Source organism: Burkholderia sp. SR8 (genome assembly GCF_052851275.1).
Genome location: NZ_JAULUC010000007.1, coordinates 110,887 through 124,476 on the forward strand (window position 1 = coordinate 110,887; position 13,590 = coordinate 124,476).

Genomic DNA, 13,590 nt, shown 5'->3' on the forward strand with positions numbered 1-13,590 from the left:
GCTCGCCGAACGCCCTGTCCGCGGGGGACGGATCGGGTGCGCATTCCGCCCGCGCGTGCGCGGGTTTCGCCCGATCCGCCATGCCCTGCCTGTCCGCCGGCCGCCGATGTGCCGCTCGCTGTCCCCTTTCCACCGCTACCGCACGGTGCGCGCCGTGCCGCGCCCGGTGAGCCGCGCCTGGCTCGTCGGCGCCGGCCCCGGCGACGCCGATCTGCTCACGCTGAAAGCCGTGCGCGCGATCGCCGCGGCCGACGTGCTGCTGGTCGACGATCTCGTGAACCCGGACGTGCTGCGCCACGCGCGCGCCGACGCGCGCATCGAGCATGTCGGCAAGCGCGGCGGCCATGCGTCGACGCCGCAGGAAGCGATTGTCGCGGCGATGCTCGCGCACCTGCGCGCGGGCCGCAGCGTCGCGCGGCTCAAGGGCGGCGACCCGTTCGTGTTCGGCCGCGGCGGCGAGGAACTGCTCGCGCTCGGCGCGGCCGGTTTCCCGGTCGAAGTCGTGAACGGCATCACGGCCGGGATCGCCGCGCCGGCCGCGCTCGGCATTCCGGTCACGCATCGCGGCGACGCGCAGGGCGTGATCTTCGTCACGGGCCACGGCGCGGGCGCCGACGAACCGGACTGGCGCGCGCTCGCCGCGACGCGGATGACGATCGTGATCTACATGGGCATTCGCCGGCTCGATGCGATCGCGGCCGCGCTGCGCGACGGCGGCCTTGCCGGCGACACGCCGTGCGCGGCGATCGAGAACGCGACGCGCGACGTGCAGCGGCACGTGCTCGCGACGCTCGATACGATCGTCGAACGCGTGAGCGCGACCGGCATCGGCTCGCCCGCGATCGTCGTGATCGGGCGCGTCGCGGCGCTCGCCGACGATCCGGCGGTGCGTGCCGCGCTCGGCACGCGTGCATGATGCGCGTCGCGCTCGGCGTCGGTTTCCGCGCGAACGTGAGCGCCGCGCAGCTCGACGCCGCGATTCGCGCGGCGCTCGCACAGTACCCGGACGCGGAGCCGGCCGTCGTCGCGACGCTCGCCGACAAGGCGCGTGCGCGGCCGCTGCGCACGCTGTGCGCGCGGCGCGGCTGGCCGCTCGTCGCATTCGACGCGGCGCAGCTCGCGCAGTGCACGGCGCCCGCGTCGAGCGGCCCGTCGGCTGCCGCGCTCGCGCGCTTCGGCGTGGCCGGCGTGGCCGAGCCGTGCGCGCAGCTTGCAGCGCCTGCCGGGCGGCTGCTCGGCCCCAAATCCATCGTGGGCGGCGTGACGGTCGCGCTCGCCGGCCCGCTCTGAACTTTTGTTTCGCTTTCGACAGGACGACTCCCGATGAAGACCGATGCCGAATCCCATCAGCGGATGACCGAACGCCGCCGCGCCGGCCATGAAAAGAAACAGGCCGCCGCCACGCAGGAAAAGGGCCTGCTGATCGTCAACACCGGCAACGGCAAGGGCAAGAGCACGGCCGCGTTCGGGATGGCCGTGCGCGTGCTCGGCCACGGGATGCGGCTCGGCGTCGTGCAGTTCATCAAGGGCGCGCTGCATACGTCCGAGCGCGATTTCCTCGGCGCGGTCGCGCAATGCGACTTCGTGACGATGGGCGACGGCTATACGTGGAACACGCAGAACCGCGACGCCGACATCGCGACCGCGCGCAAGGGCTGGGACGAGGCGCGCCGGATGATCGACAGCGGCGACTACCGGATGGTGATCCTCGACGAGCTGAATACCGTGCTGAAGTACGAATACCTGCCGCTCGACGAAGTGCTCGCGACGCTCGTCGCGCGACCGGCTTCGGTGCACGTCGTCGTCACCGGCCGGCATGCGCCGGATGCGCTGATCGACGCGGCCGATCTCGTCACCGAGATGCGGCTCGTCAAGCATCCGTACAAGGAGCAAGGCGTGAAGGCGCAGCCCGGCGTGGAGTTCTGACCGATGCCGGCCTGCCCCGCGCTGTTCGTCAGCGCGCCCGCGTCCGGCCAGGGCAAGACGTCGGTGACGGCCGGCCTCGCGCGGCTGCACCGCCGGCTCGGCCGGCGCGTGCGCGTGTTCAAGACCGGGCCGGATTTTCTCGATCCGATGCTGCTCGAACGCGCGAGCGGCGCACCCGTGCATGCGCTCGACCTCGGGATGGTCGGCGAAGCCGGTTGCCGCGCGCTGCTCGCCGACGCCGCATGCGATGCGGACCTGATCCTGATCGAAGGCGTGATGGGGCTGTTCGACGGCACGCCGAGCAGTGCCGACCTCGCGGCCGCGTTCGGCGTGCCGGTCGTCGCGGTGATTTCCGCGAAGGCGATGGCGCAGACGTTCGCGGCGATCGCATTCGGACTCGCACGGTTCCGGCCGGGACTGCCGTTTCACGGCGTGCTGGCGAACCGTGTCGGCTCGCCGCGGCATGCGGCGCTGCTGCGTCAGGCGCTGCCCGGCGACTTGCGCTGGCTCGGGCACGTGCCGGCCGATGCGGGCATCGCGCTGCCGGAACGGCACCTCGGCCTGCACCAGCCGGCCGACATCGCCGACCTCGATGCGCGGCTCGAGCGTGCGGCCGACGTGCTCGCACAGACGGCGCTTGCCGAATTGCCGCCCGCCGTCGCATTCGCCGAACCGGACGTTGCGACCCCGCTGCCGCGCGCGCTCGCCGGCAAGCGGATCGCGATCGCGCGCGATGCCGCGTTTTCGTTCATCTATCCGGCGAATCTGGCGCTGCTCGCCGCGCTCGGTGCGCAGCTGCAGTTCTTCTCGCCGCTGGCGGACGAGCCCGTACCCGGCGATTGCGACGCGCTGTTCCTGCCAGGCGGGTATCCGGAGCTGCATGCGGCGACGCTCGCGGCGAATGCCGTGACCGCGCGGTCGATCCGCGCGCACGCGTCAGCCGGCCGGCCGATCGTCGCGGAATGCGGCGGGATGGTGTATCTGTGCGAATCGCTGACCGACGTGGACGGCGTGACGACGCAGATGCTCGGGCTGCTGCCCGGCCATGCGACGATGCAGCGCCGGTTCGCGGCGCTCGGGATGCAGCAGCTGGAGACGCGCACCGGGGCGATGCGCGGGCATACGTTTCACTATTCGCGGCTCGATACGCCGCTGGCGCCGGTGGCGACCGCCGCGCGGCCCGATGGCGAGCCGGGCAGCGGCGAAGCCGTGTATCGCTCGGGCGCGATCGTCGCGACGTACATGCACATGTACTGGCCGTCGGATCCGGATGCGGCGGTGGCGCTGTTCGGCGGGGATGTGTTCTAGTGTGACCGGCATCGCCACGACGCCTGGCCTGAACGGCACCTCACACCGAAATCACGAAGTCGTTTCGGCATAGTCGCTGCACGCGCTGCTTGCGATTGCAGATGCCGTTCGATGTCGATGCGTTGCGGCAGGATGCGGACGACATCGGACGTGTCGTCCGTTTCGCGATGGAACACGGCGGTACGTATTGAAGTCGGCCGCCCGCTCGTCGTCGCTTCTGCGCGCCCGCCTTGCCGTCACACCAGGAACGCTTCGGCCAGCTTCACCCAATACGACGCGCCGGTCGGCAGCGCCGCGTCGTTGAAGTCGTAGCCGGGGTTGTGCACCATGCAGCCGCCCTCCCCGTCGCCATTGCCGATGATCAGGTAGCAGCCCGGCCGCTTCTCGAGCAGGAACGCGAAATCCTCGCTGCCCGTGAGCGGCACCATCCCGTCGATCAGGTTCGCTTCGCCGACCCACTCGCGCGCGACGCCGCGGGCGAACGCGGTCATCTCCTCGTCGTTGACGAGCACCGGGTAGCGGCGCTGGTAGTCGATCGTGGCGCTCGCGCCGAACACGGCCGCCTGCGCATGAACGACTTCCTTGATGCGCGTTTCGAGCAGGTCGCGCACGTGCGGCTTCAGCGCGCGCACGGACAGGCGCATCTGCGCGCGGTCGGGGATCACGTTCGGCGCGTCGCCCGCGTGGATCGCGCCGACCGTGACGATCGCCATATCGAGCGGCGACACGTTGCGCGACACGATCGTCTGCAGTGCGATGACGATCTGCGCGCATACGACGACCGGGTCGATCGCCTTGTGCGGCACCGCGCCGTGGCCGCCGCGCCCCTGCACGTCGATGATCACGGTATCCGACGACGCCATGAACGGCCCCGGCAGGAAGCCGAATTTGCCGGTCGGGAAACCGGGCATGTTGTGCATCGCGAAGATCGCGTCGCACGGGAATTGCTCGAACAGCCCGTCGTCGAGCATTTTCTTCGCGCCGCCGAGCCCTTCCTCGGCCGGCTGGAAAATCAGGTTCAGCGTGCCGGAAAAGCGGCGCTCGCGCGCGAGGTGCTTCGCGGCGGCAAGCAGCATCGCGGTGTGACCGTCGTGGCCGCACGCGTGCATCTTGCCGGGGATCGTGCTCTGGTACGGGAGACCGGTCGACTCGTGGATCGGCAGCGCGTCCATGTCGGCGCGCAGGCCCAGGCGCTGCGCGCCGTCGCCGACCTTCAACTGCGCGACGACGCCCGTGCCGCCAAGCCCGCGATGCACCGTGTAGCCCCACGCCTGCAGTTGCTCGGCGACGAGGTCGCTCGTCGCGAATTCCTCGAAGCCCAGTTCGGGATGGGCATGAATACGGTGCCGGATCTGAATTATTTCGTCGGCGAGGCTTGCGGGGATCACGCTGTGCGGCACGGTGTCGTCTCCTGAGTGGTGTGGGATGTGCAGGCAAGGATAGTCCGATGGACGGCAACCGGACAGACGTAAAGTCGTCGCGGCAGCAACCTGGAGTTGCCGGGCGATCATGGCGACACACGGCGAATCGGCGGATCGTTCAGACCGGCCGTCCGGACGACTGCCGCACCGGCTCGGCGCACGCGACACTGTGCGTTCAGTCGCCATTTCTTGACGGAGGGATCGATTGATTGCCGTTCGAGATTCAGGAATAGTTCCATTTCATCAACGGCTTGAGCACGTTTGTTCATTTTTTGACGCTTGTACATTTTTTGTGTACGCTAATAAAAAAGTGAACACCCGGATCGCTCCGATGCCCGACAACGCCCCTCTTCCGATAGCGGAACAGCACGTGCTGGACGAAGCGTGCGCCGCGTTCGAACGCGCGACCCGGCGCTTCGACGCACGGCCCGTACGCGTGCCGGCCGCATACCGCGCGCACGCCGACGCGACGATCCGCTTCCGCATTGCCGGGCAGACCTTCGAGATGCCGGCGGCCGTGAGCGTCGGCGTCGAATCCGTGCAGGATGCGCGCGCCGCGCTGCGGCGCCGCGGCAGCCCGCCTGCGCCCGGCGAGCGGCCGCTGATGCTCGTCGCGCCGTACGTGTCGGCCGACCTCGCGGCCCGGCTGACCGATGAAGGCATCCCGTTCGTCGATACCGCCGGCAACGCGTCCCTGTTCCAGCCGGAGGCCACCGTGATGATCTCGGGCCGCCCGAAACCGGCGCGCATCCCGCGCCGGCAGGCATCGCGCGCCACGACGCCGAAAGGGCTCGCCGTGATGTTCGCGCTCGCGACGCAGCCGGGCCTCGTCGCGCAGCCGTACCGCGCGATCGCCGCCGCGTCGGGCGTCGCGCTCGGCACCGTCAATCTCGCGATGGACGACCTGATCGCACGCGGCCTCGTCGCGCAGCGGCGCAACGGCGAACGGCTGCTGCCCGACTGGCCGCGCTTCGTACAGGAATGGGTCGCGTTGTACCCGAGCCGCCTGCGCGCAAAACTACCGTCCCGGCGGTTTGCCGCGCTCGCGCCCGACTGGTGGCGCGGTTTCGATTTCGCCGCGTTCGAGGCGCGGCTCGGCGGCGAACCGGCGGCCGATCTGCTGACGCACGACCTGAAACCGGCCACGATCACCGTCTACACGCACGGCGCCGCGTCGAACCGCCTGCTGCTGCAGGCGCGTCTGCGCCCGGACGAACGCGGCGACGTCGAGCTGCTCGACGCGTTCTGGCCGCCGTCGCCGGCGCTCGACTGGCGCGAGCAGGACGTGCCGCTCGTGCCGCCGCTGTTGATCTACGCGGATCTCGTCTCGTCCGGAGACAGCCGCAATCTTGCCGCCGCCGAACAGATCCATGACCGATACCTCGCCCACCCGCCCGCTTGAAATCGACGCGCACCGGCCGCTCGAGCCGGCGGCGGTCGCGCTGCTGCAGGCGGTCGGCACCGCATGCGCGCAACTCGACGCGGCATTCGTCGTCGCCGGCGCGACCGCGCGCGACATCCTGATGTGGCATGTCCACGGCATCCGGCCGGTGCGTGCGACGCGGGACGTCGACGTCGCGGTGTGCGCGGTCAGCTGGCCGTTTCATGACCGGCTCGTCGATGCGCTCGTCGCGACCGGACAATTCGCGCGTGCACCGAAGCATCGGCAGAAGCTGCTGTTCGACAGCGGCACGCAGGGCTTTCGCACCGAACTCGACCTGGTGCCGTTCGGGCCGCTCGAAACGCCGCCCGGCGAAATCGCATGGCCGCCGGGCGGCGACTTCGTGCTGAACGTACTGGGATTTCAGGAGGCGGTCGATACGGCGCTCGCCGTATCGATTGGTGCCGGCATCGCGGTGCCGGTGGCGAGCGTGCCGGCGCTCGTACTGCTGAAGCTGCTTGCGTGGAAGGACCGGCGCGCGCGCCAGAACAGCGACGCGTACGACCTGCTGTTCCTGCTCACGCATTTTCACGATGCGGGCAATCGCGAGCGCATCTGGGACGTCGCGCCCGACCTGCTCGAACGGCATGGTTTCCAGCCGGAGCTGGCGGCAGCGGCGCTGCTCGCGCGCGACGCAAAGCGGATCGCGTCGCCGCACACGCACGATGCGATCCGCGCGCTGCTGTCCGACGACACGACTTACGCGACGCTCGGGCAGGATCTGCAGGCCCGCGCGTTCGCGCTGTTGCCCGGTGAATTCAACGACGACGCGGACCGGTATCTCGATGCGTTTCGCGACGGCTTTCTCGAGAGTCAGCCCGGTCGTCCGGCGTGACGTCATGCGAGCCGTGCCGTCGCAGCCTCATGCTGGAGCTGCCCAGTCTTCGAACGACAATCCCGCGACGCGGCCGAATTCGCGACTATTGTTGGTGACGAGCACGGCGCCGGCCGCGATCGCGTGGCCCGCGATCGATGCATCATTTGCACCGATCGGCGTGCCACGTGCGGCCAGGTCCACGCGAATCGCGGTCGTTGCATCGATCGCCGCGGTATCCCACGACAGCACGCCGTCCAGCCGCGCGACAAAGTTCGACACGAGTTCGGCATGCTTCGGCGATGCCTTTCTGCCGACCGCACCGAACCGCATTTCCGCATAGGTGATCGCCGATACGACGATCCGGTGCTGCGCATTGACGCAGGACTGCAGTCGGGAAAGCACTACGGGCGGCCGCTCGCGCATGATGAACGAACACATGTTCGTATCGAGCATGTAGAGTGTGGTCACCGGCCGGGCTCCGCCGGTGCTTCGTCATCGGCGCCGGTCAGATCGAAACGACCGGATTCGACGACGGACGGGCGCTCCACGAGGAAGTCGGCATCCGCCAGCGGTTCATTGGCGAACGACAACCATGTCGGCCGCACCGGCCGCAGCAGCAGCGTGTCGCCCTCGCGGCGGATCTCGAGTTCGGTCACACCCTCGAATTCCATGTCCTTCGGGATGCGGATTGCCTGATTACGAGCGTTCTTGAAGATGGAAACGGTGCGCATGGGCCACTCCACGGGAGTACGATGCGCCCATTCTAGACATATGCTGGCATACGTCAATGTAGGGGTGTGCGGAATGTGACCCGCGCGTGCGGCTGTCCCGGGCGTGCTTGCCATGTCGTCGCGACCTGTGTGGTTGAGGGAGGCGATCCATTCTTCCTCATGCCGCGCATACGTTCCATATCCCGAACGGCCGATGCCCGCCCCCTTTCCGGCCGCGCGAAGCCCCGCTCGTCCGCCGCCGACGCTTCACGCCCCTGCCCGTCACGGCAACCGGAACGTGTCGAAGAACGTGTCGCGCTCCATCACGGTGAGCGCCGCGCGCTTGTGCGGGAAATCGAATTCCTTCAGCGTGTAGAACCCGAGCCGGTGCATGTACGCGATATGCCGCACGTGGTCGACGCGCGGCTCGCCGACGAGCCGCTGCGTGCGCGGTTCGTCGACGAACATGTAGTGCAGCACCCCGCTCCACCATGCATGCAGCTTGCCCGCGCTCTGGAAGCGCGAGTCGCCGATCAGCAGGTGCAGCCCGCGATCGTAGTCGTGCGCGTCGTAGAACGGCGCGAGCCGGTCCTCCTTCGCCCAGTAGAACTCGAAATAGCCGAACGGCGTGTCGTCGAAATAGCCGATCATCGGATGCATGTGCGGATCGGCGAGCCGCTCTGCCAGATACGCGGCGTGTTCGGCGAGCGTGCCGCGCTGATCCCAGAACTGCGCGACGCGATCGAGGTTCATCCAGTCGCTGAACAGCTGCGCATGCGTGTCGACGTCGACGGTGCGCAGGCTGAACGTCATCCCGACCTGCGGCATGTAGCGCGCATAGATTTCGCCGGCCGGCGACGGCGGCCGCACCGGATGCCGGTGGCCGTTCGTGATCGTGTAGCGCAGCGGCATCCCGCCCGACGCGCTCGCCTTCAGCCACGGCTGCGGGTTCTGCCAGAACGTCGCGCGCGATGCGCTCACGCGCAGCCGGTCGCCCGCGACCTGCGCGCCGTCGATCACGCCTTCGCGGACCGCGCGCGCGACGTACGCCGCGACGGCCGCCGGATCGGCGCCGCCGAGCGGCACCGACACCGTCGCCGCGTCGTGCCGCGTGTCCGTGTTGAACAGCGCGACGAACTCCGCGAGCAGCGTCGCCGGCGGATCGTCGGGCCGCCATGCGTCGAGCGCGCGCTCGGCGACAGGCGTCGGCTGCGCGTGGGCGTGCGCATGCGCACCGCCGTCGAGCGCCGCGGCCACGTCGCCTTCCCCTCCATCGGCTGCGGGCGCCGGTTGCGTCAGCGTGTGTTCCATCACAGTGCTCCCGCATCGTGGCGGTCGGCGAGGATGTGCAGCCCCCGCTCGAGCGCCGGAAACAGGCTGCGCTGGAAGTTGTTCCAGCGCAGTTCGAGAATCGTGTCGTCCGGCGCGATCGGCGTGTCGAGCACGTCGCAGATCACCTCGCCGGAATCGATGCCGTTGTCGACGTAGTGGAACGATGCACCCGTCATCGTCACGGGATCGACGCGCGACGTCGTGCCGCTCGCCCAGTCGACCCGTTCGCCGCGCGCGCCGTGCAGCGCATCGAGCGTCGCCCACGCGCCGCGCCGCTGGTACGGCGAATCGTCGGCGGTGATGCCGGGGTGGATGTTCGCGATGCGGCGATGAAAGCGCGCGCCCGGACGCACGAGCTCGTCGAGGATCACGAGCAGCCCGTCGAGCACGACCACGTCGGCGTCGAGTTCGAGCAGGCGCTCGAGCAGGCGACGCTCGAACGCCTGCTTGCCCGTCGCGCGCTCGCGTGCATCGCGCGGCAGCCGCCGGTACGTCGATGCGATCGTGCAGAACAGCTCGTCGACCGGCCGGCCCTGCACGGTCAGCCCGTCGGGCAGGATCCACGGGCGGCCCGGCGTGCGCGCGAACCCGTAGTCGGCGAGCTTCGCGCGGTCGGCCGGCGAGCCTTCGTCGTCGTCGACGATCACGCCCTTGAGCGTGTAGCGTTCGCCGAGCGGCGCGTCGTTCAGCCGCTCGACGAGGAATTCGAGCGGCGCCTTCATGTAGCGCGTGCCGCCCTGGTAAGCGACCGGCTGGCCGGCGCGATCGGCCGCGCCGTTGCGCAGCGACTGGATGTAGACGAGATTTTTCTTCGGCATGGAGGCGTCGTGGAAAAAGCGGACGACGGCGCCGCGGCCCGCCTGCACCGGCCGCAAGGCCGGCCGGCGCGCCGCGGCGCGCGGCGTCACCAGTTGTATTTCGCGGTGGCGATCACCGTGCGGTCGGTACCGAAAATGCACACGCTCGTCGACTGGCAGCCGCTGATGTAGTGACGGTTGAACAGGTTCGTCCCGTTCACGGCAAAGCGCCAGTTGCGCGTGTCGTAGTGCACGCCCGCGTCGAACAGCGTGTAGCTCGACACGGTCAGCGAGTTGTCCGCCGCACCGGCCGACGCACTCTGGTAGCGCACGCCGCCGCCGAGGCCGAAGCCGGTGAGCGGTCCGGTGTGCCACGTCCAGTCGGCCCACAGCGACGCCATCTGGCGCGGCCTCGGAATGTCGACCGGCCAGTTGTTCAGCGATGCGTCGTTCGCCTTCACGTTCTTCACGTCCTGGTACACGTAGGACGCGATCAGCGACAGGTTCCGCGTGAGCTTGCCGGTCGCGTTCAGCTCGATCCCGCGCGAGCGCACTTCGCCGGTCTGGATCGACGTCGTGCCGGCCGGATCGAGGTTCGTCGGCGTCGGCGTGAGCACGTTGGTCTGGTTGATCTGGTAGATCGCCGCGCTCAGCATCATGTTCTTGCCGGGCGGCTGCCAGCGCAGGCCGGCCTCGATCTGCTTGCCGCGCGTCGGTTGCGGCAGGCCGCCGCCGTACAGGTTCACGCCGATCAGCGGATTGAACGACGTCGCATAGCTGATGTACGGCGACAGCCCGTAGTCGCCCTGGTACGTGAGGCCCACGCGGCCGGTAAACGCCGTGACGTCGGCCTTCGACTGCGTGCCGCCCTCGCGGTCGTCCATCCGCTGATTGACCCAGTCCTCGCGGCCGCCGAGCGTCAGCGTCCAGCGGTTCCACTTGACCTGGTCCTGCACGTACAGCCCGAACGTGTTCATCGTCGTGTACGTGTTGGTCCGGTACGTGGTGTTCGGCGGCGAGAACACGGACAGCGTGACCGGCGTGTAGACCGGGTTGTAGATGTTCAGCGTCGGCGCGGCGGCCAGCCATTCGCTGTCGGTCGCGGTCTGCCGGTTGTACTGGAAGCCGAGCAGCAGCGTGTGCTCGAGCGGTCCGGTGCCGAAGCGGCCCTGCAGGTTGTTGTCGATGTCGAAGCGGCTGTAGTTCGTCTGGAACACGCCGGCCCAGCGGTTGATGTCGGTCAGGCTGCCGTCCGCGAAGCCCGCGCCGAACACCGAGCCGTTGTCGAGCGACAGGTGCATCCAGCGCACGTTCTGCCGGAACGTCCACATCGAGTTCAGGTTGCGCTCGAACTGGTAGCCGAGCGACCACTGCTTCTTGCGGTAATAGTTGAAATTCGGATCGCCGCCGTAGACGTCCTTGCTCAGCTGTCCGTTCGGGTTCGGCAGCACCGTGCCCTCGGCCGGCAGGAAGTTCGACGAGATGTCGCCCCAGTCCTGCAGGTACGTGGCGGACAGCGTCAGCGACGTGTCGGCGTCCGGGCGCCAGCGGAACGACGGCGCGAGCGCGACGCGCTGGTCGTTGTTCGGGCCGGTCAGCGCGTTGCCGTCGCGTGCGACGCCGACGAACCGGTACGCATACTTGCCGTCCGCGTCGAGCTTGTCGCCGACGTCGAGCATGAACTGCTTGCGCGCATAGTTGCCGAATTGCACGCCGGCTTCGCGCACGCGCTCGCCGTCGGCCGTCTTGGTCTGCACGTCGATGATCGCGCCCGGGTCGCCGGCGCCGTACAGCACCGACGTCGGCCCGCGCAGCACGGTGATGCTGTCGATCATGTACGGATCGACGCGCCAGCTCGACAGGTTCAGCGTATTCGGCACCTGCAGGCCGTTCACGTAGGCGGTCGGCGTGAAGCCGCGCAGCGCCGCGTACCAGTCCGAGCGGTTGTCCGAGCCGTACGACGAGAAGCCCGGCACGTAGCGCAGCGCCGCGTTCACGTCGGTCGCGCCCGTCATCTCGATCTGCTGCGCGGTGACGACGTTGATCGTCTGCGGGATTTCATTGATCGACGTATCGGTCTTGGTGCCGGTGCGGCTGCGCTTCGCGACGAGGCCGACCGTGCCGTTGCCTTCAGCGCCCGCGTTGACGTTGATCGCCGGCAGCGTGCCGGCGGCCGGCCCGCTCTGCGCGCTCGTCGACGTGCCGGCCGCCGCATTCCCCGCCGCGTTGGCCGCCGCACCGTTCTGCGCACTGCTTGCCGCCGCCGCGGCGCCTGCGTTCACGGCCGGCGCCGTCTGCGCAGAGGCGTGCCCTGCCGCCATCCCGAACGCCACGCTTGCCGCGGCTGCGATCGCACGCACACGCGTGCCTGTTGCCCACTCCATCTTTCTCTGCTCCACTTTTTTCGATGCGGTCTCCGACCGCGCCTTTGTCAAAGAGCGAAAGCCATGCGGCCCGCGCTCGCCCCGTTCTGATGTCGTTGTTCGTGCACTGCCCGGTCCGCGCCGTCGTCGTCATGCGCGGCCAAGATCCCTTCTTCGAGCGACGCGCAGATCTCGTCCGCGCGGCGCGCCAGCACCGACAGCAGCGTGTCGGACAGCCCGTGGCTGTCTTCGCAGCAGCCTTGCAGGTAGATGCGCGGCGCGAAGTGCTCGGGCGTCGCGAGCCGATAGTCGCGCGTGACCTCGCCGCGCGCGAATGCCTCGCCGAGATGCGGCGCGAGCCCTTCGAGCAGCGCCGAATGCGTGTCGCGCCGGTAGCCGGTCGCGAGCACGAGCGCATCGAAGCGTTCGACGCGCGTCGCGCCGTTCATCCGGTCGCGCAGCGTCAGCTCGATGCGGCCGTCGCCGGTGCGCACCGCGGCCTCGATCGCGCTGTTCGCGAGCAGCGCATGGCGCGGCGCGCCGTCGATGCGCTGCAGGTACAGCATTTCGTAGATCTGCTCGATCAGCGGCCGGTCGACCACCGCGTAGTTGGTGTCGCGATAGCGCTCGAGCAGCGCGCGGCGCGCATCGTGCGGCTGCGCGTAGACGACGTCGGTGAACTCCGGGCTGAAGATCTCGTTGACGAACGGGCTGTCGTCGGCCGGTTTCAGCGCGCCCGCGCGCATCACGAGGCTCGCGTCGACGTGCGGGAAGCGGCGCGCGAGATCGATGAACACCTCGGCCGCGCTCTGCCCCGCGCCGATCACCGCGACGCGGCGGCGCGCGCCGTCCGGCGACGCGACCAGCCGGTCGATGTCGGTCAGGTACGACGACGAATGGATCACGCGGTCGCGGCCGAGCGCGGCGAACGCGTCCGGCACCGCCGGCGTGCCGCCGACGCCGACCGACAGCGCGCGCGTCACGCGCTGGCGCTCGCGGCCGGCCGCGTCGCGCGACAGCACGCGCAGCGCGTCGATGCGTGCGCCGTCGCCGCGTACCGGCTCGATCGCGGTGACGGTCTCGCTGTAATGCACGTGCTCGTCGAATGCTTGCGCGACCCAGCTCAGGTAGTCGTGGAATTCGACACGGGTCGGATAGAAGTTCTTCAGGTTCACGAATTCGTTCAGGCGGCCGCGTTCGAACAGGTAATTGATGAACGTGTAGCGGCTCTTCGGATCGCGCATCGTCACGAGATCCTTCAGAAACGAGATCTGCATCCGGCAATCGTCGAGCAGCATCCCGCGGTGCCAGCCGAACTCCGGCTGGCGTTCGACGAAGCAATGCGCAACCGGCCGTGCGCCGGCGCGCTCCGCGAGGCGCACGGCCAGCGCCAGGTTCGACGGCCCGAAGCCGACGCCGATCAGGTCGAATACGGTTTCTCTCTGCATGTCTCTCAGCTCCCTTGTCGGTGAAAC

General features: G+C 69.1%; 14 protein-coding genes. 6 read left to right on the plus strand and 8 right to left on the minus strand.

Annotated features, from left to right (window positions below; translation table 11 throughout):
* The first annotated feature begins 106 nt into the window (after positions 1-106).
* Genes cobA through Q3A80_RS11175 form a run of 4 tightly spaced genes read left to right on the plus strand, consistent with a single transcriptional unit; the run spans position 107 to position 3,234 of the window.
* Complete coding sequence (gene cobA, locus Q3A80_RS11160) at positions 107-916, plus strand: uroporphyrinogen-III C-methyltransferase (RefSeq protein WP_446329100.1); 810 nt, start codon at positions 107-109, stop codon at positions 914-916.
* Positions 913-1,290, plus strand: coding sequence for a cobalamin biosynthesis protein (locus Q3A80_RS11165; protein ID WP_446329101.1), 378 nt, complete (start codon positions 913-915; stop codon positions 1,288-1,290). Before cobA ends, Q3A80_RS11165 begins: the two co-directional genes overlap by 4 nt.
* 33 nt (positions 1,291-1,323) lie before the next feature.
* Positions 1,324-1,926: a cob(I)yrinic acid a,c-diamide adenosyltransferase gene (cobO, locus tag Q3A80_RS11170; protein WP_446329102.1), complete on the plus strand. Its 603-nt coding sequence runs from the start codon at positions 1,324-1,326 to the stop codon at positions 1,924-1,926.
* Positions 1,927-1,929: 3 nt separating this feature from the next.
* Positions 1,930-3,234 (plus strand): cobyrinate a,c-diamide synthase, encoded by a 1,305-nt coding sequence (locus tag Q3A80_RS11175; RefSeq protein WP_446329103.1) that lies wholly within the window; start codon positions 1,930-1,932, stop codon positions 3,232-3,234.
* A gap of 236 nt (positions 3,235-3,470) precedes the next feature.
* On the opposite strand, the gene Q3A80_RS11180 is transcribed toward Q3A80_RS11175, so the two are convergent.
* Both Q3A80_RS11180 and Q3A80_RS11185 read right to left on the minus strand, forming a co-directional pair.
* Positions 3,471-4,634, minus strand: coding sequence for a M20 aminoacylase family protein (locus tag Q3A80_RS11180; protein WP_446329104.1), 1,164 nt, complete (start codon positions 4,632-4,634; stop codon positions 3,471-3,473).
* Between the two features lie 107 nt (positions 4,635-4,741).
* A complete protein-coding gene (locus Q3A80_RS11185) occupies positions 4,742-4,924 on the minus strand; it encodes a hypothetical protein (protein WP_446329105.1) in 183 nt (60 codons plus the stop codon).
* A 62-nt stretch (positions 4,925-4,986) separates the two neighbouring features.
* Between Q3A80_RS11185 and Q3A80_RS11190 the strand changes: the two genes are divergently transcribed.
* Both Q3A80_RS11190 and Q3A80_RS11195 read left to right on the plus strand, forming a co-directional pair.
* Entirely contained in the window at positions 4,987-6,057 is a 1,071-nt protein-coding gene (locus Q3A80_RS11190; RefSeq protein ID WP_446329106.1) for a type IV toxin-antitoxin system AbiEi family antitoxin, read from the plus strand.
* A complete protein-coding gene (locus Q3A80_RS11195; protein ID WP_446329107.1) occupies positions 6,026-6,931 on the plus strand; it encodes a nucleotidyl transferase AbiEii/AbiGii toxin family protein in 906 nt (301 codons plus the stop codon). Before Q3A80_RS11190 ends, Q3A80_RS11195 begins: the two co-directional genes overlap by 32 nt.
* Before the next feature lie 27 nt (positions 6,932-6,958).
* Here the strand turns inward: Q3A80_RS11195 and Q3A80_RS11200 are convergent, their stop codons facing one another.
* The 6 genes from Q3A80_RS11200 to Q3A80_RS11225 all read right to left on the minus strand — a co-directional run bounded on the left by Q3A80_RS11200 (position 6,959) and on the right by Q3A80_RS11225 (position 13,563).
* The gene (locus Q3A80_RS11200) at positions 6,959-7,381 is read right to left on the minus strand and encodes a type II toxin-antitoxin system VapC family toxin (protein WP_446329108.1); all 423 of its coding nucleotides are present in this window, start codon (positions 7,379-7,381) and stop codon (positions 6,959-6,961) included.
* Positions 7,378-7,644: a type II toxin-antitoxin system VapB family antitoxin gene (vapB, locus tag Q3A80_RS11205; RefSeq protein ID WP_446329109.1), complete on the minus strand. Its 267-nt coding sequence runs from the start codon at positions 7,642-7,644 to the stop codon at positions 7,378-7,380. Before vapB ends, Q3A80_RS11200 begins: the two co-directional genes overlap by 4 nt.
* A 261-nt stretch (positions 7,645-7,905) precedes the next feature.
* Positions 7,906-8,934 carry a GNAT family N-acetyltransferase gene (locus tag Q3A80_RS11210; protein ID WP_446329110.1) on the minus strand — a complete coding sequence of 343 codons (1,029 nt, stop codon included), beginning with the start codon at positions 8,932-8,934 and terminating at the stop codon, positions 7,906-7,908.
* Positions 8,934-9,773, minus strand: coding sequence for a formyltransferase family protein (locus Q3A80_RS11215; protein WP_446329111.1), 840 nt, complete (start codon positions 9,771-9,773; stop codon positions 8,934-8,936). The genes Q3A80_RS11210 and Q3A80_RS11215 overlap by 1 nt, the downstream gene beginning before the upstream one ends.
* A gap of 86 nt (positions 9,774-9,859) precedes the next feature.
* Entirely contained in the window at positions 9,860-12,136 is a 2,277-nt protein-coding gene (locus tag Q3A80_RS11220) for a TonB-dependent siderophore receptor (protein WP_446329112.1), read from the minus strand.
* 47 nt (positions 12,137-12,183) lie between these two features.
* The gene (locus tag Q3A80_RS11225) at positions 12,184-13,563 is read right to left on the minus strand and encodes a lysine N(6)-hydroxylase/L-ornithine N(5)-oxygenase family protein (protein ID WP_446329113.1); all 1,380 of its coding nucleotides are present in this window, start codon (positions 13,561-13,563) and stop codon (positions 12,184-12,186) included.
* Between the last annotated feature and the right edge of the window lie 27 nt (positions 13,564-13,590).

Coding starts and splice junctions, on each gene's coding strand:
- cobA (WP_446329100.1), top strand. CDS start 107: ATGTGCCGCTCGCTGTCCCCTTTCCACCGCTACCGCACGGTGCGCGCC.
- Q3A80_RS11165 (WP_446329101.1), top strand. CDS start 913: ATGATGCGCGTCGCGCTCGGCGTCGGTTTCCGCGCGAACGTGAGCGCC.
- cobO (WP_446329102.1), top strand. CDS start 1,324: ATGAAGACCGATGCCGAATCCCATCAGCGGATGACCGAACGCCGCCGC.
- Q3A80_RS11175 (WP_446329103.1), top strand. CDS start 1,930: ATGCCGGCCTGCCCCGCGCTGTTCGTCAGCGCGCCCGCGTCCGGCCAG.
- Q3A80_RS11185 (WP_446329105.1), bottom strand. CDS start 4,924: ATGAACAAACGTGCTCAAGCCGTTGATGAAATGGAACTATTCCTGAAT.
- Q3A80_RS11190 (WP_446329106.1), top strand. CDS start 4,987: ATGCCCGACAACGCCCCTCTTCCGATAGCGGAACAGCACGTGCTGGAC.
- Q3A80_RS11195 (WP_446329107.1), top strand. CDS start 6,026: ATGACCGATACCTCGCCCACCCGCCCGCTTGAAATCGACGCGCACCGG.
- vapB (WP_446329109.1), bottom strand. CDS start 7,644: ATGCGCACCGTTTCCATCTTCAAGAACGCTCGTAATCAGGCAATCCGC.
- Q3A80_RS11210 (WP_446329110.1), bottom strand. CDS start 8,934: ATGGAACACACGCTGACGCAACCGGCGCCCGCAGCCGATGGAGGGGAA.
- Q3A80_RS11215 (WP_446329111.1), bottom strand. CDS start 9,773: ATGCCGAAGAAAAATCTCGTCTACATCCAGTCGCTGCGCAACGGCGCG.
- Q3A80_RS11220 (WP_446329112.1), bottom strand. CDS start 12,136: ATGGAGTGGGCAACAGGCACGCGTGTGCGTGCGATCGCAGCCGCGGCA.
- Q3A80_RS11225 (WP_446329113.1), bottom strand. CDS start 13,563: ATGCAGAGAGAAACCGTATTCGACCTGATCGGCGTCGGCTTCGGGCCG.